General features: G+C 35.2%; 17 protein-coding genes and 1 pseudogene. All 18 read left to right on the forward strand.

Annotated elements, in window-relative coordinates; genetic code table 11:
- Window positions 1-113 precede the first annotated feature (113 nt).
- The 18 genes and pseudogenes from DWW10_RS02900 (at window position 114) to DWW10_RS02985 (ending at window position 19,783) form a co-directional block, all read left to right on the forward strand.
- The gene (locus DWW10_RS02900; protein ID WP_022394366.1) at window positions 114-2,270 is read left to right on the forward strand and encodes a glycoside hydrolase family 97 protein; all 2,157 of its coding nucleotides are present in this window, start codon (window positions 114-116) and stop codon (window positions 2,268-2,270) included.
- A 559-nt stretch (window positions 2,271-2,829) separates the two neighbouring features.
- Window positions 2,830-3,378, forward strand: a complete 549-nt coding sequence (locus tag DWW10_RS02905) for a UpxY family transcription antiterminator (RefSeq protein ID WP_115502495.1) — start codon at window positions 2,830-2,832, stop codon at window positions 3,376-3,378.
- Between the two features lie 32 nt (window positions 3,379-3,410).
- A complete protein-coding gene (locus DWW10_RS02910) occupies window positions 3,411-3,884 on the forward strand; it encodes a UpxZ family transcription anti-terminator antagonist (RefSeq protein WP_022394364.1) in 474 nt (157 codons plus the stop codon).
- Window positions 3,885-3,999: 115 nt separating this feature from the next.
- Window positions 4,000-4,153 (forward strand): annotated as a pseudogene (locus DWW10_RS26305) (GDP-mannose 4,6-dehydratase); the annotation flags it as partial.
- Between the two features lie 320 nt (window positions 4,154-4,473).
- Complete coding sequence (locus DWW10_RS02920) at window positions 4,474-5,502, forward strand: pyridoxal phosphate-dependent aminotransferase (protein ID WP_259320403.1); 1,029 nt, start codon at window positions 4,474-4,476, stop codon at window positions 5,500-5,502.
- Window positions 5,503-5,504: 2 nt separating this feature from the next.
- On the forward strand, window positions 5,505-6,842 hold the full coding sequence (locus DWW10_RS02925; RefSeq protein ID WP_022394362.1) for a Gfo/Idh/MocA family oxidoreductase: 1,338 nt from the start codon (window positions 5,505-5,507) through the stop codon (window positions 6,840-6,842).
- Window positions 6,843-6,847: 5 nt separating this feature from the next.
- Window positions 6,848-7,642: a GNAT family N-acetyltransferase gene (locus tag DWW10_RS02930; protein WP_022394361.1), complete on the forward strand. Its 795-nt coding sequence runs from the start codon at window positions 6,848-6,850 to the stop codon at window positions 7,640-7,642.
- Window positions 7,643-7,677: 35 nt separating this feature from the next.
- On the forward strand, window positions 7,678-9,144 hold the full coding sequence (locus DWW10_RS02935; RefSeq protein WP_022394360.1) for a lipopolysaccharide biosynthesis protein: 1,467 nt from the start codon (window positions 7,678-7,680) through the stop codon (window positions 9,142-9,144).
- Between the two features lie 28 nt (window positions 9,145-9,172).
- Entirely contained in the window at window positions 9,173-10,384 is a 1,212-nt protein-coding gene (locus tag DWW10_RS02940) for a CDP-glycerol glycerophosphotransferase family protein (protein WP_182021343.1), read from the forward strand.
- A gap of 136 nt (window positions 10,385-10,520) precedes the next feature.
- Window positions 10,521-11,474: a glycosyltransferase family 2 protein gene (locus DWW10_RS02945; protein WP_022394358.1), complete on the forward strand. Its 954-nt coding sequence runs from the start codon at window positions 10,521-10,523 to the stop codon at window positions 11,472-11,474.
- Between the two features lie 52 nt (window positions 11,475-11,526).
- Window positions 11,527-12,663, forward strand: a complete 1,137-nt coding sequence (locus DWW10_RS02950) for an O-antigen ligase family protein (RefSeq protein WP_022394357.1) — start codon at window positions 11,527-11,529, stop codon at window positions 12,661-12,663.
- Window positions 12,660-13,874, forward strand: a complete 1,215-nt coding sequence (locus DWW10_RS02955; protein ID WP_022394356.1) for a Coenzyme F420 hydrogenase/dehydrogenase, beta subunit C-terminal domain — start codon at window positions 12,660-12,662, stop codon at window positions 13,872-13,874. Before DWW10_RS02950 ends, DWW10_RS02955 begins: the two co-directional genes overlap by 4 nt.
- Window positions 13,864-14,913, forward strand: coding sequence for a polysaccharide pyruvyl transferase family protein (locus tag DWW10_RS02960; protein WP_022394355.1), 1,050 nt, complete (start codon window positions 13,864-13,866; stop codon window positions 14,911-14,913). The genes DWW10_RS02955 and DWW10_RS02960 overlap by 11 nt, the downstream gene beginning before the upstream one ends.
- A complete protein-coding gene (locus DWW10_RS02965; protein WP_022394354.1) occupies window positions 14,910-15,977 on the forward strand; it encodes a glycosyltransferase family 4 protein in 1,068 nt (355 codons plus the stop codon). Before DWW10_RS02960 ends, DWW10_RS02965 begins: the two co-directional genes overlap by 4 nt.
- Window positions 15,978-15,984: 7 nt before the next feature.
- Window positions 15,985-17,151, forward strand: coding sequence for a glycosyltransferase (locus DWW10_RS02970; RefSeq protein WP_022394353.1), 1,167 nt, complete (start codon window positions 15,985-15,987; stop codon window positions 17,149-17,151).
- On the forward strand, window positions 17,132-17,911 hold the full coding sequence (locus tag DWW10_RS02975; RefSeq protein WP_118421048.1) for a glycosyltransferase: 780 nt from the start codon (window positions 17,132-17,134) through the stop codon (window positions 17,909-17,911). Before DWW10_RS02970 ends, DWW10_RS02975 begins: the two co-directional genes overlap by 20 nt.
- Before the next feature lie 64 nt (window positions 17,912-17,975).
- Window positions 17,976-19,196: a DegT/DnrJ/EryC1/StrS family aminotransferase gene (locus DWW10_RS02980; protein ID WP_022394351.1), complete on the forward strand. Its 1,221-nt coding sequence runs from the start codon at window positions 17,976-17,978 to the stop codon at window positions 19,194-19,196.
- Complete coding sequence (locus tag DWW10_RS02985; protein ID WP_022394350.1) at window positions 19,196-19,783, forward strand: sugar transferase; 588 nt, start codon at window positions 19,196-19,198, stop codon at window positions 19,781-19,783. The genes DWW10_RS02980 and DWW10_RS02985 overlap by 1 nt, the downstream gene beginning before the upstream one ends.
- Window positions 19,784-19,807: the final 24 nt, after the last annotated feature.

A 19,807-nucleotide genomic window follows, 5' to 3' on the forward strand; every position in this document is an offset into this window, starting at 1 on the left:
ATGCAAACGTTTGCCGGGAATTCATTTATATTTTCATTTTATTCCTTCGTCCGCATTCCTTTTCATCCTTATATTTGCATCACGATTACAATTCTCTAAAAATAATTCAAATCATGAAAAACATGAAAGTAATTAAATTGTTCTGTCTTCTGCTCTTTTTATTTGTGAGCAATTGGACAATGGCTGAGAGCATTACCTCTCCAAACGGACAACTGCAACTGAACTTTTCAGTAAACGCACAAGGTGAACCGATCTATGAACTTTCCTACAAAGGAAAAGCTGTTATCAAACCTTCTAAACTCGGTCTGGAACTGAAAGATGCTCCGGGATTGATGAATGGATTTACATTGGCAGACACCAAGACTTCTACTTTTGATGAAACTTGGGAGCCGGTATGGGGTGAAGTGAAGCAAATCCGCAATCATTATAATGAAATGGTTGTGACACTGAATCAGAAGGCGCAGGATCGTAATATGATCATTCGTTTCCGCCTTTTTGATGATGGGCTGGGTTTCCGTTACGAATTTCCTTTATCTAAGAATCTGAATTACTTCGTTATTAAAGATGAGCATACTCAGTTTGCTATGGCAGGCGACCACACTGCTTTCTGGATACCGGGTGATTATGATACTCAGGAGTATGATTATACAGAATCTAAACTTTCTGAAATCCGTGGTTTGATGAAAGGTGCCATTACTCCTAACTCTTCACAGACTACTTTCTCTCCGACAGGTGTACAAACTTCTTTGCAGATGAAAACTGCCGATGGCCTTTATATTAACTTGCATGAGGCTGCCTTGGTAGATTATTCTTGTATGCATCTTAATCTGGATGATAAGAACTTCGTATTCGAATCTTGGTTAACTCCTGATGCAAAAGGGGATAAAGGATATCTGCAAGCTCCCTGCAAATCTCCATGGCGTACGCTTATCGTAAGTGATGATGCCCGTGATATCCTGAATTCTAAGCTGACGCTGAATCTGAATGAGCCTTGTGCTTACGAAGATGTTTCCTGGATTAAGCCGGTGAAATATGTAGGTGTATGGTGGGAGATGATTGCCGGTAAGAGCACTTGGGCTTATACCGATGATTTGCCTTCCGTAAAATTGGGTGAAACGGATTATACTAAAACTAAACCTAACGGACGTCATGGCGCTACCAATGAGAACGTAAAACGTTATATAGACTTTGCTGCTGAAAATGGACTTGATCAAGTACTGGTAGAAGGTTGGAACGAAGGATGGGAAGACTGGTTCGGTCACTCTAAAGATTATGTTTTTGATTTTGTAACTCCGTATCCTGACTTTGATGTGAAGATGTTGAATGAATATGCTAAGAGTAAAGGTGTGAAATTGATGATGCATCATGAAACTTCTGCTTCCGTACGCAATTATGAACGTCATATGGATAAAGCTTACCAGTTTATGGTAGACAACGGTTACAATGCAGTAAAGAGTGGCTATGTAGGCAATATGATTCCTCGCGGTGAACATCATTATGGTCAGTGGATGAACAACCACTATCTCTATGCTGTGACTAAAGCTGCTGATTATAAGATTTGTGTAAATGCTCACGAAGCTGTACGTCCTACCGGACTTTGCCGTACTTATCCTAACCTGATTGGTAACGAGTCTGCTCGTGGTACGGAATATGAGGCTTTCGGTGGCAGTAAACCGTTCCACACTACTTTGCTTCCGTTTAATCGTCTGATTGGCGGTCCGATGGATTATACTCCGGGTATCTTTGATACGAAATTGGAATTCATGGGTGACCTTCCTCATGGGCAGGTACAGACAACTCTCTGTAAGCAGTTGGCTCTTTATGTAACATTATACAGTCCGTTGCAAATGGCTGCCGATTTGGTTGAGAATTATGAGAAGCATATGGACGCTTTCCAGTTCATCAAAGATGTAGCTGTGGATTGGGATGATAGTAAATATTTGGAAGCGGAACCGGGTGATTATATTACGGCAGCCCGCAAGGCTAAAGGCACGAGCAACTGGTTTGTAGGTGGCATCACTGATGAAAATGCACGTACTTCCAACTTTACTTTGGATTTCCTGGAACCGGGTAAGCAATATGTTGCTACTCTCTATGCAGATGGTAAGGATGCTGATTACAAAGAGAATCCGACCTCTTATCAGATAAAGAAAGGTATTGTAACCAATAAGACTAAGATGTCTGTGAAGTTGGCACGCAGTGGTGGTTTCGCTCTTAGTTTGATTGAAGCTACTCCGGCAGATAAGAAGGCTGTGAAAAAGTGGAAATGAAAAATCTTAAGTTAAGAAATACTCATAATTTAGGGTAGGAAGAAGTTTTTATTAGGCATTAGGTAACGCGCCCCGCAAGAGAGATAGTTCTTGCGGGGCGTTTATTATTAATAGCCTGTCGACAAGAAGTTAAGAGTTTGTCGACAGGAAGTTAACTTCTTGCTGACAAGAAATTAAGACCTTGTAAGTGACTAATTATCAGTATGGTTTGAAACTGTCTGAAAGTTATATAGCAGGCACTGTAAGAATTATTTTTATTAAACATTTTGTTCTTCCAAAAATCCCCCTTATCTTTGTGCCCGTTGAACGAACGATTAACGAAACTTTTCTATAGCTAATTTGTTCGTTTACTGTAAAATAAGAAGCTGAAAACTGTGCGTTATCTGCTTGGACAGATTTTTCACTCTTCAAAAGCGCCTGTTTGTATTTCCTGCGATAGGGAATTCAGATTTTGGCCATTGAACGTATCAAATTCAATATCACGAATTGACGTTTTAACCGGAAGGGGTTTTATTCCCCCGGTGTCCCCAAGGAATATCCTTTTCTGAACACTTCTGAAGTGAACAAACCAATTAGCGAAGATACATATTGGTACGCTTTGCGTATCACCTATAGTCGGGAGCTTGCTCTGAAAGAGTTTCTGGACCGGAATAATATTGAGAATTTCATTCCCATGCGCTATGAATATGTAACCCGGAAAGAGCAGCGTATTCGCAAGCTTGTTCCCGCAATACATAATCTGGTCTTCATTCATGCTACCCGAAAAAAGATAGATGAAATAAAGGAGGAAAATGCCATACATCTTCCTCTTCGCTATATTATGGATCGTGAGACGAGGCAGCCTATCGTTGTTCCTGAAGTTCAGATGCGCCATTTTATAGCTGTTGCCGGTTCGTATGATCAGCAGGTGATTTATTTGCCCCCCACAGAATATTCCATGCAGAGAGGGGATCGTGTCCGTATCACCGGCGGTGTTTTTGAGGGAGTAGAGGGTATATTTGTCCGGGTAAAGGGAGATCGTCGCGTAGTGGTATCTATTCAGGGAGTTATGGCAGTTGCTACAACTTTTATTCATCCCTCTCTTATTGTTCCTATAACAGAAGAATAATTCATAGTTTCTAATTTATAATTCATAATTATATGAAGTCTCAAATCGATGCTTTGCGTCAACTCACGCATGAGCTTCTTTATCTTGGCATGGATGGTGAGCCTATCTATGCAGATCGTTTTCATCAGCTAAATTCGGAGGTTTATAGTCAGGCGGAAGCTTTGTACGGTGAGAATACCGAGAATGATGAGGAAGAAGCAACTCTTTGTATTACCCTTTTGAAAGCCTATAGTGCTACGATTTATAATCATGGGGATAAAGAAGAAAAGGTTCAGGAACTGTTGAATCGTAGTTGGGAGGTTTTGGGTAAACTTCCGGATTCTTTGTTAAAATGTCAATTGTTGGTGGCTTGCTATGGGGAAACGCTTGATGAGGAATTGGCAGAATACGCACATAAGATTATGAGTGGCTGGGATGGTTTGTTAACGGCTGAACAACAAAATGTTTCCGATGAATTGCAGAATGTGGAAAATGATTCATATCTGCATGCAAACACAGAGTTGTAGACTGATAAATCTATAGCTGATCTCTTTGTTGTGTTTGTTCTTTAATACTTATCCTTATTTTATATGAAATTTCTTATTACTCCGCATGAATTTGGAGGATAAATAGGTAATGTAGATGCTTTTTGCCAATGAATATTTTGATAAGGTTGTAAATCTGGCGGTTTAGGCAGGAGTGCGTTATTCTATAGAAAACCCGTATGCTTATGTGAAAAGCAATTATAGATGGTTTCCTGAATTTATTAGAGGGTTGCCGTCATTATCAGATGAAACTGCGAAATAGTATGCTCTGTTTCGTCAGTGGCGAGGGGCGGCTACGTACTATAGGTAAAGATGCAGGACAGATCCGCATGAGAGTTTCTCGATAAGTTGTTTACTAATATTTTTAATGGTTGTAGAGGTTCTTTAAATCTCTCCATCTAAAACATAGGGCTATCTTCTCCCCCTCAAAAAAAAAATAGTTAATAAAATGTTATTTTTAACATGGTTATATTTAGGCATTGCAAAAGTGCCTGAAATTTGGACGCAGCCTTAAATTGAGTACTAACTTTAATTTAGATAGATGTATTACGTTAATCCGATTTTAAAAGATTTGGTCAGAGTATTTGACCAGAACGAACGTAAAGACTTTTTGCGTCTTGACTTGAACGAGAATCCTGGCGGATTGTCACAAGAGTTTATAAACAAAGTTTTGTCTGATATTACACCACAGTTCGTATCTCAATATCCTGAAACTTTGCATTTCACACAAGTACTAGCAGACTTTTTGCAAACAGACGTTTCACGCCTTTGCCTTGTGAATGGTTCTGCTGAAGGTATTCGTTATATCATTCAGGCTTTCACATCCGAAAATGGAAGAATAGTTGGAGTTATTCCATCTTACTTTATGTTCCAAGTTTATTCAGAAATGTACAATCGTAATTTCGTGAAAGTTCCCTATAACGAAGATTTAACAATGAGTATTACCAGTATTGTTAAGGAATTGACCGATGATACTCAATTACTAATTTTGCTCAATCCTAATAATCCGATGGGTAATGTTTATACTGAGGAGGAATTCAAGACTTTACTCGGGATTGCCAAGCAGAAGAACATCATTGTGCTTGTGGACGAAGCTTACCATTACTTTTATCCAAATACTTTCATCAAGTATGCTTTAGAAGATGAGCATGTATTTGTAACTCGTACATTCTCTAAATTATTTTCATTGGCAGGCTGCCGTTTGGGTTATGTTGCGGGTTGGCCAGAAGGCGTGAAACTTATTCAGAAGCTTTGTACTCCCCATAATACAAATGCATTTGCAATGAAGTTTGCAGAAGCAATCATTAAAAATCCTGATGTTTTGAATTCACTTATTTCAAACTTCAATGAAGGAAGAAAGTATCTGATTGACAGTCTTGATGTTCATGGCTACAGACATAAGGGGGAAGCAGGTAATTTCATCTTCATTAAGACAAGTACAAATGCAGACAAGATTGTAGCAAGAATGAAAGCTGAGAAGAAAATCTTGATTAAGTCGTATCCTAATGTGGGCGATTTTGGAACTTGTCTCAGAGTCTCAATCGGTGAAAAGAAATATATGCAACAATTCTTTGAAGCATTGCTTGAACTAGACAAATAGAGATGGTTAAAGTTATAACATACGGGACATACGACCTTTTACACTTCGGACATATTCGTTTGCTTGAACGCGCGAAAGCCTTGGGTGATTATCTGATTGTTGGTGTAACAGCCGATGACTTTGATATTACCCGCGGAAAGATAAATGTACAGCAGTCACTTATGGAGCGTGTAGAAGCTGTACGAGCAATAGGGATTGCAGATGAAATTATTGTCGAGGAATACGAAGGACAGAAGATTGATGATATACAGAAGTATGGAATTGATATCTTCACCGTAGGTTCAGACTGGACAGGTACTTTTGATTATCTTAATGAATACTGCAAAGTTGTCTATCTTGACCGTACGCAAGGCGTTTCCAGTAGCGAGTTACGTTCACAAAATCGTGAAATTGTAATTGGTGTCGTAGGTGAGTCTGTTGTCGTGCGAAAATTTATTACAGAGAGCAACTATGTTAATGGCGTCAGAATATCAGGGATTTACACAAAGAATAATGAAATTTTGACTGAATGTTTGAATGATATTTCGTTATTTGAAGCTTATGAAGTTCTCGTAAACCATAGCGATGCGCTGTATATAGCTTCGCACCCTACGTATCATTACGAACAAATAAAATATGCTCTCGAAAGAGGTAAGCATGTTATATACGAATCTCCTATTACTCTAAAAGTTGATCAAGCCAAGGAGTTGATTGTACTTGCGGAGAAAAAAAACTGCGTTTTATATGCAGGTATAAAAACGGCATATGCAACAGCATATGCCAGAATGATATTGCTTGCAAAAACCGGTAAAATAGGTGATATTGTTTCCGTTGATTCTGTCTGTACTAGTTTGCGAGAAGTGGATTATACCGATGAAGATACAATGAAACAAGTGTGGAATAGTATGGCTACTTGGGCCCCTATAGCATTATTACCTGTATTCCAGCTGTTGGGAACTGCTTATAGGAGAAAGCATATTTATTCACGTGTGGCAAAAGAAGTATGTGGTTATGACGAGTTTTCAAAGGTTGAATTTGTATTTCCCCATGCGGTAGCTTCTATAAAAGTTGGTAAGGGGGCTAAGTCTGAAGGGGCACTTGTTGTCTCAGGAACCGAAGGTTATATTTATGTTCCAGCTCCTTGGTGGAAGACTGAATACTTTGAAATTCGATACGAGGATGTTACAAAGAATAAACGTTTTTTCTATCAACTGGAAGGAGAGGGTATAAGATACGAATTAGCTTCATTTGTGAAGTCCATCACAAAGCATACTATTAATTATATTAGTCGCGATCAATCGTTGGCTATCACTAAAATCATGGAAGATTTCTTTTCAAAGAAAGATTTTACGGAAATATAAAGTCTATGGGAAATATTACCCTCTTTTCTTCAACCGCTAGTTTTAGCAATTTACTTGACTATATAGGTCCTGATTCAATAAAAGTTCCATACCTATATTCCAATTTGATGTTATGCAGCGACATTACACCTTTCATTAAGGTTTGGGTGGATTATTATGAGGATGAAATAATCGGAATATATCTTTTATATCATACCTGTTTACATTTCTATAGTAAAACTGCCGATTATCCAACTGATACGGTTTTATCAATGATTGAAGAAGTAAAGCCTTCGGTCATGATATTTGAAGAGAAAATGGGACAGCGTCTAGTGGATCTCTTACCTGAAAGATATAAACTTGATCTTGGTTATATTGCTGGAATGCAAAATAGTCCATCTAGTTACTCAAACATTGTAGAAAATGCAAACAGAGAAGATATTGAAGAAGTGGTCAGACTGCTTCTTGTAGAAGATATCTATCAAAAGGTTTATACCTACAATACACTTAGGCAACAGATGATTGAAAGATATGATGCGGGTTATGGCAGCGTGTTTTGTGTAAAGGAGAATAATCGTGTTGTCGCTGCTGTTTGTGTTTCAGCGGCAAACAAAGATTTTATTTTCGAAGGTGGCCTTATTGTTCATAAAAGTCAAAGAGGGAAAGGGTTTGCACAGTTGATGTTGAAGCATTTGTGGCAATGGGCAAAAGATGAAGGAAAGTTTTGTTTATGTTACATAGAGAGTGATAATATTACCAGCTATAAAATGCACGAAAAACTAGGAGCGGAATTCTTGTCTAAAATATATAAGTTTATATAATTTACGCTAATATTACGATTAAGTGATATTTCGTCATGAATGATAGTTTAAAGAAAGATACCACCAACGGAGTGGTTTGGAGTGCTATTGAACGTTTTTCAGCTCAAGGTGTCCAGTTCTTGATTGGTTTGATACTTGCGCGACTGTTAACACCGGTTGAGTTCGGCATTATCGGTATGTTGGCAATATTCATATCTGTCTCCAATGTTTTTGTTGACAGCGGATTTTCTTCAGCGCTTATCCAGAATCAACAGAGAACAGAGACGGATTTTTCAACTGCATTCTATTTCAACCTAGGCATTGGATTGGTGTGTTATGCCATTCTGTTTTTGATATCGCCTATAGTTGCTGATTTCTTTAATACTCCTATACTTAATCCAATTTTAAGAGTACTTGCTTTCATTGTCTTTATAAACTCACTGATTGTCGTTCAGATTGCAAAACTGACTATTAAAATAGATTTCAAGACACAAGCAAAGTCAAGTTTTATTGCAACGGTTATTTCTGGTATAGTTGGTGTTTCTTGTGCTTACATGGGGTTGTCTGTATGGGCGCTGGTGGTTCAGCAGCTGTCTTTCGCAGCTATCAATGCAATCTTACTTTGGTGGTTCTCAAAATGGATACCTAGTCGAGTGTTTTCAGTGGATTCGTTTAAGAAAATGTTCAGTTATGGCGGAAATATACTTTTATCAGGAATAGTTCATACTTTATATATGAATGTCTCTACAATTGCGATAGGGAAATATTATACAGCAAGAGCCTTAGGTTATTATACAAGAGGAAGGCAATTTCCTGACTTGATTTGTACAAATCTGACAAGTATCATACAGAGAGTAACATTTCCAATACTTTCAAAAATTCAGGATGATACAGAACGGCTGGCAAATATATATCGTAAGTATATTAAGATTACGTCTTTGGGGATTTTTTTCTTAATGGTTTTGCTTGCTTCTCTTGCTAAACCTATGATAATATTCCTTATTACGGACAAATGGTTTGATGCGATTATATTTGTGCAGATAATGTGCTATGCTCTTATGTTTGACCATTTGAATAAAATTAATCTGAATCTCCTATATGTGAAAGGAAAGACAAACTTGGTTCTGCGATTGGAGATAATCAAGAAAATTTTGGGTTTCATAATTCTTCTTATAAGTATTCCAATAGGGGTGCTTGCAATTTGTATAGCTAATGTTATAAATTGTCAGATTGCAATTATAGTTAATACATACTATTCAGGAAAATATATAAATCTTGGTTATTGGAAACAGTTCAAAGATTATTTTCCATATCTTTTAATTGCACATATAGCCTGCTTCCCAGCTTGGTTACTAAGTACATTAATTGATCTTCCAATCCTTGTCTTGGTTGTCGGACCTATCATATCAACAGTTATTTATGTGATTTGCCTTGAAATGATAAAAGACAGAATATATATAGAAGACATCAAGCCAATAATAAAGAAAACTTTTTCATATGTTTCAACCAAACTTATTCATTAGAGGCATTAACTTTATATATAGGCATGCTATGCTTAGACAGTATCTGAGCTATCAAAAAAATAAAATAAAGGAAGTTCGAGCAAAAGCCAAGATAAAGGTTCTTTTTGTGGTTGGTGATGTTTCTATGTGGAAAACGGAACTTTTGTATAAAGCTATGCTGAAACATGATAGGTTTCAACCTATTTTAGGTACAGCTTTGATAACGGCAGATATACCCAATGAATCCTTAAGAAAATATAATGCCTTACTAGAATATATTACCAAAAAAGAATATGATTATATCCAGTTGTACTCGGGTAACATACAAAATGTAAAAGCTGACATAATTTTCTATCAGCAGCCATATGATAATTTTATGGACGAGGGAGTGTCTTATAGAAAGAACCTCAATTCTCTTTTCTGTTATGCAGCTTATGGAATTTTATCTCTTGCACCTTCAAAGAAAAACAAGTGGATTTCTGATTTACTGTTACATAGATATTGTTGGCAATTGTATTTTGAGAATGAAATCACAAGCAAATTGAATAATAAATCTTATCTAAAAGGACAGAATAGTCGAATTACAGGAATTCCATTTCAAGATGTATTAATCAGTCCGAAGTCTGAGTTTGTCAATCCATGGAAGGAGCAGGAATGTATTAAGAAAAAAATAATCTGGGCCCCTCATCATACGATACCAGTTAGTGAAAATCCAATTCAATTTTCTACATTCTTAGATGTGTCTGATATAATGCTTCTTTTTGCCGAAAAATATAAAGGTCAAATTCAGTTTGTTTTCAAACCACATCCTTTTCTAAAAAGAAAGTTGAACGATTTTTGGGGAGAAGAAAAAACGAATGACTATTACAATCGTTGGGCAACAATGGATAATACTCAGATAGTAGAAGGTGATTATCTCGGTCTTTTCAAATATAGTGATGCTATGATACATGACTGTGTTAGTTTTACTATTGAATACTGTTATACTAAGAATCCGGTTATGTATCTGATTAAAGAACGAGATATAAACAGTCATAGATCGGAACTGAATAAATTTGGACAAAGAGCTTTTGATTTACACACTCACGGTTGTACAAAGGAGCAAATAAAAGCTTTCATCCAGATGGTAGCAGAAGGTAAAGATGATAAGAAGGACCAACGTGTACAATATTATAATGACTCTCTTTTGCCTCCTTGTGGGAAATCAGCGTGTGAGAATATTATTAATGCAATTCTTGGTCAGGCAAATTTGGAACACTAATATGGAGAGAATAAAATGCCTAAAGTTTCGAAAAAAGTACCAGTAATGAAAATAACTTGAGGTAGGCTATAGTAGTATTAGAAGCATTATAGTTAAGTAATGAGTGCTATCTTGAAATTCTTAGTAGATTAAAATTATGAGTTGTGATAAAGCATATAAAGTATCGATAATTATACCTGTGTATAATGTTGAGAGTTATTTAAAGAAGTGTATTGATAGTATTCTTTTGCAAACCTATACAAATTTTGAACTAATACTAATAGATGATGGAAGTACAGATCAATCTTATGAAATATGTGATGAGTATTCTTTGAATGATAAAAGAATTAAAGTTATTCATAAGATAAATGAGGGTGTAAGCAAAGCTAGAAATTTGGGGCTTTCAATTTCAACTGGAGATTATATTTGTTTTGTAGATAGCGATGATTGGATAGATTGTGATATGCTGGAATATATAATTGTGAATGCAGATGATTTTGATATAGTACAATTTGGATTTAGAAGAGTAGGACATGCAATAGTTGACAAAGGATTTACTCCTGAAAACATAATGAAGCTTCAGATGCAATCCTATTTGGGAAAAAATATGTTTAATTCAGTAATATGTGGATATGCTATTAAAAATGAGATAGTTAAAAAGTATAATATTGCTTTTCCTACATACATTAAATATGGTGAAGATCAAGCTTTTATTTTGAAAGTTTTACTATGTTGTAAAAATATATTAATACTAGATAAGCGATTTTATAATTATCTTGACCGGGATGGATCTGCTATGAATTGTTCTTACTCATTGCCAATGGCTGAAAATCACTTATATGTCATTGAAGATGTATGTAGCTTTGCATCAATAAATAAGCGTTCATTGAGCCGTCTTCATCTTAATAAATTTGAGAATTTTATACAACGTTTTTTTTGGATATCCATACAATGCTCTCGAAGCTTTAGAGATTTTATATCAATGAAAGAAAAATATAATGAATGGCGAAAAAGAGGAGGCTCTTTTTGCTATAAATCAACTAAAAGTCTGATATTCAATACTTACATCTTCGCTGCTTTGTATTATTTTTATGTTAAAATGAAACATTAAAAGCATTCACAAAACCTTATATCCTGTTTTCAACATCTTAGTCGACTCTGAAATGCGTTTATTGTGTATATTATTCTTTTGCTTTACCATTATATTTGCTTATAAAACTAATGAGACAGCATTTGGAATAGGTGGATATAGTTACTTCCCTATTATTTGTATAGTGTTTGGTCTGTTGAGGATACTAGAAGTTTCTTTGAAGAGACAAAAACTAAAAATAAGAAACATTCTTCCTCTGTCATTAGTATTTATAATGACAATACAGATCTTTGTATTTAATGTGCATTTTACTTCAGGAGTTGTTCTATCTTATATTATTTTTTTTATTTTATGTTGGCTTTTAGGCTCTGAAGAATCGACTTGGAACGAAATTCAATGCGTGGCTAATTCTTATGTGCTATCAGGAGTAATATTTGCTTATTTACTATTTTCTCAAATGCGAATTGCAAGTAATTCGGATATTCGTTTTTCTGTATTTTATTCAGATGATAAATTTTATGATTTGAATTTTTTGGCGTCATCTCTTTATTGTTCTTTTTCGATAGGAATGTTTATGATAAGTAAATATCATAGCAAAATAATAAAATGCATCTATGTGTCAGCAATATTGTTTATTGTGGCGGCGCTGTTGTTAACAGGTTCAAGAGCTGCCTTCATAGCAATTGGGATATCTTTAGTACCATATATAAATAGGAAGCAGCTGGTGTCTTTAATTATTATAGGGGGGGTATTATATATAGTTTTACCTTATCTGCTACCTGAATTATTGATACAGCGTTTTATGGGCGATAGTTATAATGACGCAAGCAATGAACATCGATTGGAAAATTGGAAAAATGCTATTCTTGGAATTTCAATGCATCCATTGACAGGATGTGGCTTGGATTATTCAATTGAAGCATTGGAGCGGGTAATCCACAAAACTGTTAATGCTCATAACACGTATCTTTATGCGATTATGCATTTTGGAATTCTATTTTCGATTCTGTTTTTTGTGTTTATGTTTCGACCTATTATCAAAATCATGAAATTTGGGTTAAGCAAAAAGTTGGTTTGGACTATATTGGGCTATTTGTTTACTACCACAATCATTGAAGCAACACTAAGTTTAACTTTTATTACAAATATTGCTTTCTATTATTTACTTAGCAGGAGTGATGTTACTGCAACAAATAAACTATTCCAATGATACCAAGATTAGCTAGTGGTAAATATTGTACAGGCTGTTTGGCCTGTGTGGATACTTGCAAATTGGGGGCAATAAACTTCTGCATTAAAGAAGACGGACATCTCTATCCTGTTGTAACTGAAAATAAATGTATCGATTGTGGTCAATGCACAAATGTTTGTATAGGCATTGATGACAAGTATAAAACTTATCAGTCTCATGGCAGATCAACGCCATTTGCTGGGTGGTCATTGGATGATATCGGTAGACAAAATAGTGCATCAGGTGGTATATTCTACGCTTTAGCATGCTATGTAATATCTGTTGGCGGATATGTAATTGGTGCTGTGTTAGAAAAAAATGAAGTTAAATTAGTCTCAACAAATGAAATAGAATGTGTTAAGAAAATGCAAAATAGTAAATACCAGCAGCCCAATACTGCTGGTATATACGAAGAGGCCAAATCTATTTTAGAGAAAGGCTATAAGCTACTCTTTACAGGTGCACCATGTCATATTGCAGCTTTATTTCTTTACTTAAGAAAACGTACATATAATAATCTTATCACTTGCGATTTTATATGTTCTGGATATCCCAGCTTACTTCCCATAAAAAAAACCATTGCATATTTCAATCCTGAAGCGGAAATAAAATCGTTTAGGGATAAAACAAATGGCTGGAAAAATCTTGGATTTATATATGAGTTAAAATTGAATTGTAATAATGTAGTAATAAATTGTGGATCACATAATTTAACGACTGCAGCCTTTAGTTCTGGTTTGACCCAACGATACTCTTGTACTCATTGTCAATTATGTTTTAGTTCGCGTAAATCGGATTTGACTATTGGTGATTTCTGGGGTGAGAAACGATTTGCAGAGCAACAAAGAAAAGGTATTTCATTAATAATAGTTCATACCCCAGCGATTGTATCATTAATAGCCAAAGCTAAATGTTTTATCCAAGAATCATCATGGGAGGAATGTTTACCTTACAATCCAAGAATTATTGATGGGAAAAGGAGATATGTTCGTTTTTCCCCATCGCGTTTATTTATGGTTTGGCTTTTTAGGAAAAATACTTATAAGAATCTGTGTAATTTCTATTATGGTGAAACGAATGTTGTGAATATATTCTATAAGTTATATTGTAAAATGACTATGTACATACATGAGTATTTTAGCAAACGAGTCATTGTTTTTTTTTTAAAAGCAAATAAAAATGAAAATTAAGTTATTAACTTTTTCATTAGGAGACAGTTTTGGAGCAATAATGCAAGCCTATGCGCTTTCTTATACATTAAGAAAAATGGGGCATGAAGTTGAGTTGTTTAATCTTACATGGTATAGATCGTTTAAACAGCAAGTGTATCTTACAGTTACGGGTGTCAATCATCGCTTTTCAAAATTCCGGAAGAATTATTTACCTGCTTACACAAAGAAATGTAAAACAAATGTAGACTTATATGAAGCGTCAAAAGGAGCGGATTTATGTATAGTGGGCAGTGATCAAGTTTGGAATCCTCAAATTACTCATAAATATGCTCTAAATTATTTTTTTGATTTTCTTGATTCAGACACTAAGCGCGGATCTTATGCTGCAAGTTTTGGGGATATAAAATGGAATTATCCAGAATATACGATTAGAATACAATCTTTACTTAATAAATTTTCATTTATCAGCTCTAGAGAAGAAACAGGTGTTGATATATGTACTAATATATTTAATGCTGATTGCGTCAAAGTTGTAGATCCGACTCTGTTGTTACCCTCATATATAGAACTATTGAAAGGAAAGAAGAAAAAAACTGGAATAGTTAGTTTTTCTTTATCTAATTCTGTGGGATGGAATAATTTACTATCTGACTTAAGTAATCAAATGTCTATGAATGTGTATGTTATAAATCCAATAACTTCTTTCTCACAATTGAGTAGAAGATGTACATTTCGATATAAGCCATTTATAACTATAGAGTCATGGCTAAGATATATTTATGGAGGAGAGATAGTTGTAACTGACTCTTTTCATGGTCTCGTATTTGCGATTCTTTTCAACCGTAATTTTATTTCTATATCTCCAGGGAGCGGGAGAGACGAGCGAATAAAATCATTACTCAATTCATTAGGATTAGAAAATCGCTTTTATAACACTATAATGGAAGTAGATAATTGTTGGAAAGAACCTATTAATTGGGAAATGGTTAATGATAAACTTGCGCATTTAAGACAAGAATCATTGTTGTATTTGGAAAATTGTATAAATAGAATATGAAAATATCGTTTATCATAAGTTCGTTGTCTAATACTGGGGGGACAGAACGTATGACTTGTTTAATGGCCAATGAATTAGAATTTCATGGATATGACGTGTCTATTATATCATTGACGGGAAGTGCCAATTCTGCTTTTGAATTGAATAGGAAAGTTTCTTGTTTATCATTATTTCCAAATGTGCAAAATATCAGACAAACTATTGGGTTTAGGAAAATTGTAAAATCTTTAAGAAATGAAGTCGTTAAGCAGAGAAGTGAATGTGTGATTATTGTAGATATAGGGCTTTCTGTTTTTACTATTCCGGCTTTAATAGGGAAAAACATACGCATGATTGGATGGGAACATTTTAATTATAACTCAAACTTACACAAAAAATGGCGTAAATATTTGAAACGTTTTTCGCTATTCTTTCTCGATGATGTTGTTACTTTAACCGAATCTGATAAAAAAGTTTATTTGTCTAAAAAGTTTCGCAAATCAAAAATAACTTGTATTCATAATCCTGTAATTATAAATCCGGTTCAAGCAAAAGCTAAGCTAGACAATAAAATAGCAATTAGTATTGGACGATTGACCTACCAAAAAGGTTTTGACATATTAATTGATATATGGAGTGAAATAGAAAGTAGGGATGATAATTGGCAATTATGGATTGTAGGAGATGGTGAATTATATCATCAACTTCGTTTAAATATTGAGGAAAATGGCTTAACGAGAGTAAAACTCTTGGGAGAAAGGCAGGATATTGAAAAACTATTATATAGTTCGTCTTTGTATCTTATGACTTCTAGATTTGAAGGACTTCCAATGGTATTATTAGAAGCAGCATCTGTAGGTGTTCCTATTGTTTCATTTGATTGCGAGACTGGACCTTCGGAGATTGTAAAAGACAATGGATACTTAATACCAATGGGAAATAGACAACAGTTTATTAATAAAACTTTAGAAATCATGAATAACGATGCAGAGAGGCTAAGGTTAGGCATGAATTCGAGTGGAGTGTTGAGTAATTTTAATAAAGATGAGATTGTAATGTCTTGGATTAGTTTATTAAACAAGTAAGAATCAAATGATAAATATTGCATTTATTACTAACTCAGTGAAACGTTGCGGACCTGTAAATGTTATTTATGACATAATAGAAAATCTCAATCGTGTTCATTTTAATCCTATAGTAATAACTTTAGCTACTACTGGTGATTTTACAAAGCAAGATTCGAGAGAAGAAGAATTTAGGAATCTGGGCATTCGTGTTATAAAGCTGAATATAGAATACATGCGGTTAGAACTAATGTCTAAAGTTATTGCAAAAAAAATAGATAAAATACTAGTTGAAGAATTAATAGATATTGTTCATTTACATGGATACCATCCGGTTATTATAGGGCAATATTTGTCAGTGCCTACAGTTGTGACACTTCACAACATAAGTGGAGAAGATTATGTTTTGTCCAAAGGAAGATTATTGGGAAACTATATGAATTACAGATATCTTAAAGCACTTGATAAGTGTCTTTATCTCGTTGCAATATCAAGTTATGTGGAAAAATATTACCTAAAAGAAAAACGTTTAAAATCATCAGTATCGACAATCTTCAATGGAATCTCTGAGTCAAATTTTAAAATTTCTATTGATTCTCAATCTCAACTAAGGACGAAATTATCATTGCCACAAGATGGTATTATATTGTTATGCGTAGGCAACCTATCATTTAGAAAGAATTCTTTATATGTCATTGAGAATTTTATAAAATTACAAAAAGAGTATTCGAATGTCTTTTTAATATTTCTTGGACAAGGAGAATTGGATGGTGCTTGTAAAGAATTAGCAAAATGCTGTGAACATATCTTTTTTAAAGGGTTTGTAGTGGATGTTCAAAGCTATATATCTGCATCGGACTTTCTTGTTAGTGCCTCGTGTTCTGAAGGATTCGGATTAAATATAGTAGAAGCTATGTTTTGTAATACTCCAGTCATAGTTTCAGATATTCCACCTCATAGAGAAATTGTTGAAATTATTTCGGAAAAATGCAATCATATTTTTCCGCTAAATGATAATGCTTTATATTCTGTATTGTCATCGGTTATCGCTGATTGGGGGTCAGAAGAAGAACATCCTGGTTTGCGCCCTAAAGCTATCCAATATTTCTCATCAAAAGTTATGTCAACAAAATATGCACAAATCTATGATCAAGTCTACAAAAACTGCGGTGATAATGTCCGTATACAAGAATGACCGTCTGGAGCAAATAAAACAATCTATTGATAGCATTGTATGTCAACTAGTAGATATATATGTATATATTGATGGGCCAATACAGACAGAAGTGAATAAATGGTTGCATACATTAAATACACAAATTACATATATAAGTGAGGGATTAGTAAATAAAGGGTTAGCATATTCTATGAATGAATTACTCAGAATTGTTCTAAGTAGAGGCTATCAATATATAGCACGCATGGATGCAGATGATATCTCAATGTGTAATAGATTTGAAAAGCAAATAGCTTTTTTGGATGTGCATTTAGAAGTTGATTGTTTGGGTACATGGGCTATAGAAATAGATGCAGACGGTAATGAATACTTCAAAAAACAAATGCCTACAACTCACGCTGAATGTTTTCAATTATTTAAAAAAAGGGATTGTATGATACATCCAACAGTTATGTATCGGCGTACATTTTTTGACAAGGCTGGTTTATATCCTGAAGATACCTATTTTGGAGAAGATACAATGATGTGGGCAAATGGTTTTAAATCAGGTTGCCAATTTGCAAATCTACCTGAGTATTTACTTAAGTTCAGATTAGATGAAAACTTCTTTAATCGCAGGAGAGGTATTAGGCATGCAATTTCTATTTATACTCTTAGAAAAAAAGTGAATAGGTTGTTAGGGTTTGGTATTAAGGAAGATATATGTGCGTGTTTATATGCATTAGCTAAAATGATGCCGACGTGTACTTTGAAAATAATCTATAAAATGGTGAGATAGTTTTAACTTTTAAAAGACCTGATATATTTTCATTCTAGATTTAATACTTTTAATAAATGAGTTTATGAAAATTCCATTTTCGCCCCCTTATATTGACGAGGCGGTCATCAACGAAGTCGTTGATTCGTTACGTTCCGGCTGGATAACTTCCGGTCCTAAAGTAAAAGCATTGGAAGAAGAAATAAAAGTATTCTCTAATGCAAAAGAAGTGCTTTGTGTAAACTCATGGACTTCGGGAGCCATTATGATGCTTCGCTGGTTGGGAGTAACTGCTGAAGATGAAGTAATTGTGCCGGCGTATACATATAGTGCTACGGCATTAGCAGTCCTTCATGCGGGTGCAAAGCCTGTTATGGTAGATTCCGGAGAGGATTTCAATATCTCTGTGGATGCTATTCGAAAAGCAATTACGCCAAGGACCAAGGCTATTATTCCGGTAGATATTGCGGGCTTCCCTTGTGATTACAACCGTATCATGAGACTCGTTAATGAACCGGAAATACGCAATCTGTTTCAGGCGACGTCATTGGTACAGGAAAAATTGGGACGTATTCTTGTTATGAATGATGCGGCCCATTCTTTGGGTGCTTATTATAACAAGAATCAGCGTACAGGATGCGAAACGGATATTGCTATCTTCTCCCTTCACGCCGTAAAGAATGTGACGACGGCCGAAGGAGGAGCCATCTGCCTGAATTTGCCCGAACCGTTTGATAATGCGGAACTCTACAAAGAATTGCGTATGATGAGTTTGAATTGTCAAACTAAAGATGCTTTTTCCAAATCCAAAGCTGGCGGTTGGCGTTATGACATAGTCGGTCTGGGAATGAAAATAAATATGGCTGACGTAAATGCGGCTATCGGTTTGGCTCAGATACGGGAATATCCTGAACTACTGAAAGAACGTAAAAGAGTATTCAATACCTATTCTAAAGCATTTGCTGATTGTGATTGGGCTATTTTGCCTCCTTCTGAAGATGGAGAAAAAGAAAGCTCATATCATATCTATGCGTTGCGTATCAAAGATTTCACAGAGGAACAGCGTGATCGTATGATTGATGAAATCGCGAAAAGCGAGGTTGCCGTGAACGTTCATTTTATCCCGATGCCGATGCTTTCCTTCTTCAGCTCATTGGGATATGATATAAAGAACTATCCACAAGCTTATGAGAATTTTAAAGGTGAAATCTCCTTGCCCATTTATCCACAGTTGGATGAAGAAAAGCTGGATTTTATAATCAAAGCTGTAAAAGATGCATACCTTAAAGTGACTGTTGATAGGTGATGATTCGTTTTTTTGATATTTTATTTTCCTTTCTGGGCATTCTATTCTTATCTCCTGTTTTCCTTTTCCTGTATATTGCTATCCGTCTGGAAAGTAAAGGTGGTGGTTTCTATAAACAGTTACGTGTGGGACGTGGAGGGGCGGATTTTTATGTCTATAAGTTCCGCTCAATGCGTATAGGAGCTGATAAGCAAGGTTTGATAACTGTAGGCGGACGAGATCCCCGGATTACCCGTATCGGGTATTTTATCCGCAAATATAAATTAGATGAACTACCTCAGTTATTCAATGTACTGAAAGGTGATATGAGTCTGGTAGGCCCGCGTCCGGAGGTTCGTAAATATGTGGAACTCTACACTGAAGAACAGCGGAGAGTGTTGTCTGTTCGCCCGGGAATTACGGATTATGCATCTATAGAATATGTAGATGAAAATACGATTTTAGGACAGGCTGAGGATGCGGACAACGCATATGTAGAGCAAATACTGCCGGATAAAATATGCTACAATATGAAATATATAGAGCATCGTTCGGTGAAGGAATATTTCAAGATTATATTTCTGACTATATGGAGTATTGCACATTGATCAAATCGGTAATAAAGGTTATGA

Origin of the sequence: Bacteroides intestinalis (assembly GCF_003464595.1) — a bacterium.
In the GTDB taxonomy this organism is placed as follows: domain Bacteria; phylum Bacteroidota; class Bacteroidia; order Bacteroidales; family Bacteroidaceae; genus Bacteroides; species Bacteroides intestinalis_A.

Coding starts and splice junctions, on each gene's coding strand:
- DWW10_RS02900 (WP_022394366.1), top strand. CDS start 114: ATGAAAAACATGAAAGTAATTAAATTGTTCTGTCTTCTGCTCTTTTTA.
- DWW10_RS02910 (WP_022394364.1), top strand. CDS start 3,411: ATGAAGTCTCAAATCGATGCTTTGCGTCAACTCACGCATGAGCTTCTT.
- DWW10_RS02925 (WP_022394362.1), top strand. CDS start 5,505: ATGGTTAAAGTTATAACATACGGGACATACGACCTTTTACACTTCGGA.
- DWW10_RS02930 (WP_022394361.1), top strand. CDS start 6,848: ATGGGAAATATTACCCTCTTTTCTTCAACCGCTAGTTTTAGCAATTTA.
- DWW10_RS02935 (WP_022394360.1), top strand. CDS start 7,678: ATGAATGATAGTTTAAAGAAAGATACCACCAACGGAGTGGTTTGGAGT.
- DWW10_RS02940 (WP_182021343.1), top strand. CDS start 9,173: ATGCTTAGACAGTATCTGAGCTATCAAAAAAATAAAATAAAGGAAGTT.
- DWW10_RS02945 (WP_022394358.1), top strand. CDS start 10,521: ATGAGTTGTGATAAAGCATATAAAGTATCGATAATTATACCTGTGTAT.
- DWW10_RS02950 (WP_022394357.1), top strand. CDS start 11,527: ATGCGTTTATTGTGTATATTATTCTTTTGCTTTACCATTATATTTGCT.
- DWW10_RS02955 (WP_022394356.1), top strand. CDS start 12,660: ATGATACCAAGATTAGCTAGTGGTAAATATTGTACAGGCTGTTTGGCC.
- DWW10_RS02960 (WP_022394355.1), top strand. CDS start 13,864: ATGAAAATTAAGTTATTAACTTTTTCATTAGGAGACAGTTTTGGAGCA.
- DWW10_RS02965 (WP_022394354.1), top strand. CDS start 14,910: ATGAAAATATCGTTTATCATAAGTTCGTTGTCTAATACTGGGGGGACA.
- DWW10_RS02970 (WP_022394353.1), top strand. CDS start 15,985: ATGATAAATATTGCATTTATTACTAACTCAGTGAAACGTTGCGGACCT.
- DWW10_RS02975 (WP_118421048.1), top strand. CDS start 17,132: ATGTCCGTATACAAGAATGACCGTCTGGAGCAAATAAAACAATCTATT.
- DWW10_RS02980 (WP_022394351.1), top strand. CDS start 17,976: ATGAAAATTCCATTTTCGCCCCCTTATATTGACGAGGCGGTCATCAAC.
- DWW10_RS02985 (WP_022394350.1), top strand. CDS start 19,196: ATGATTCGTTTTTTTGATATTTTATTTTCCTTTCTGGGCATTCTATTC.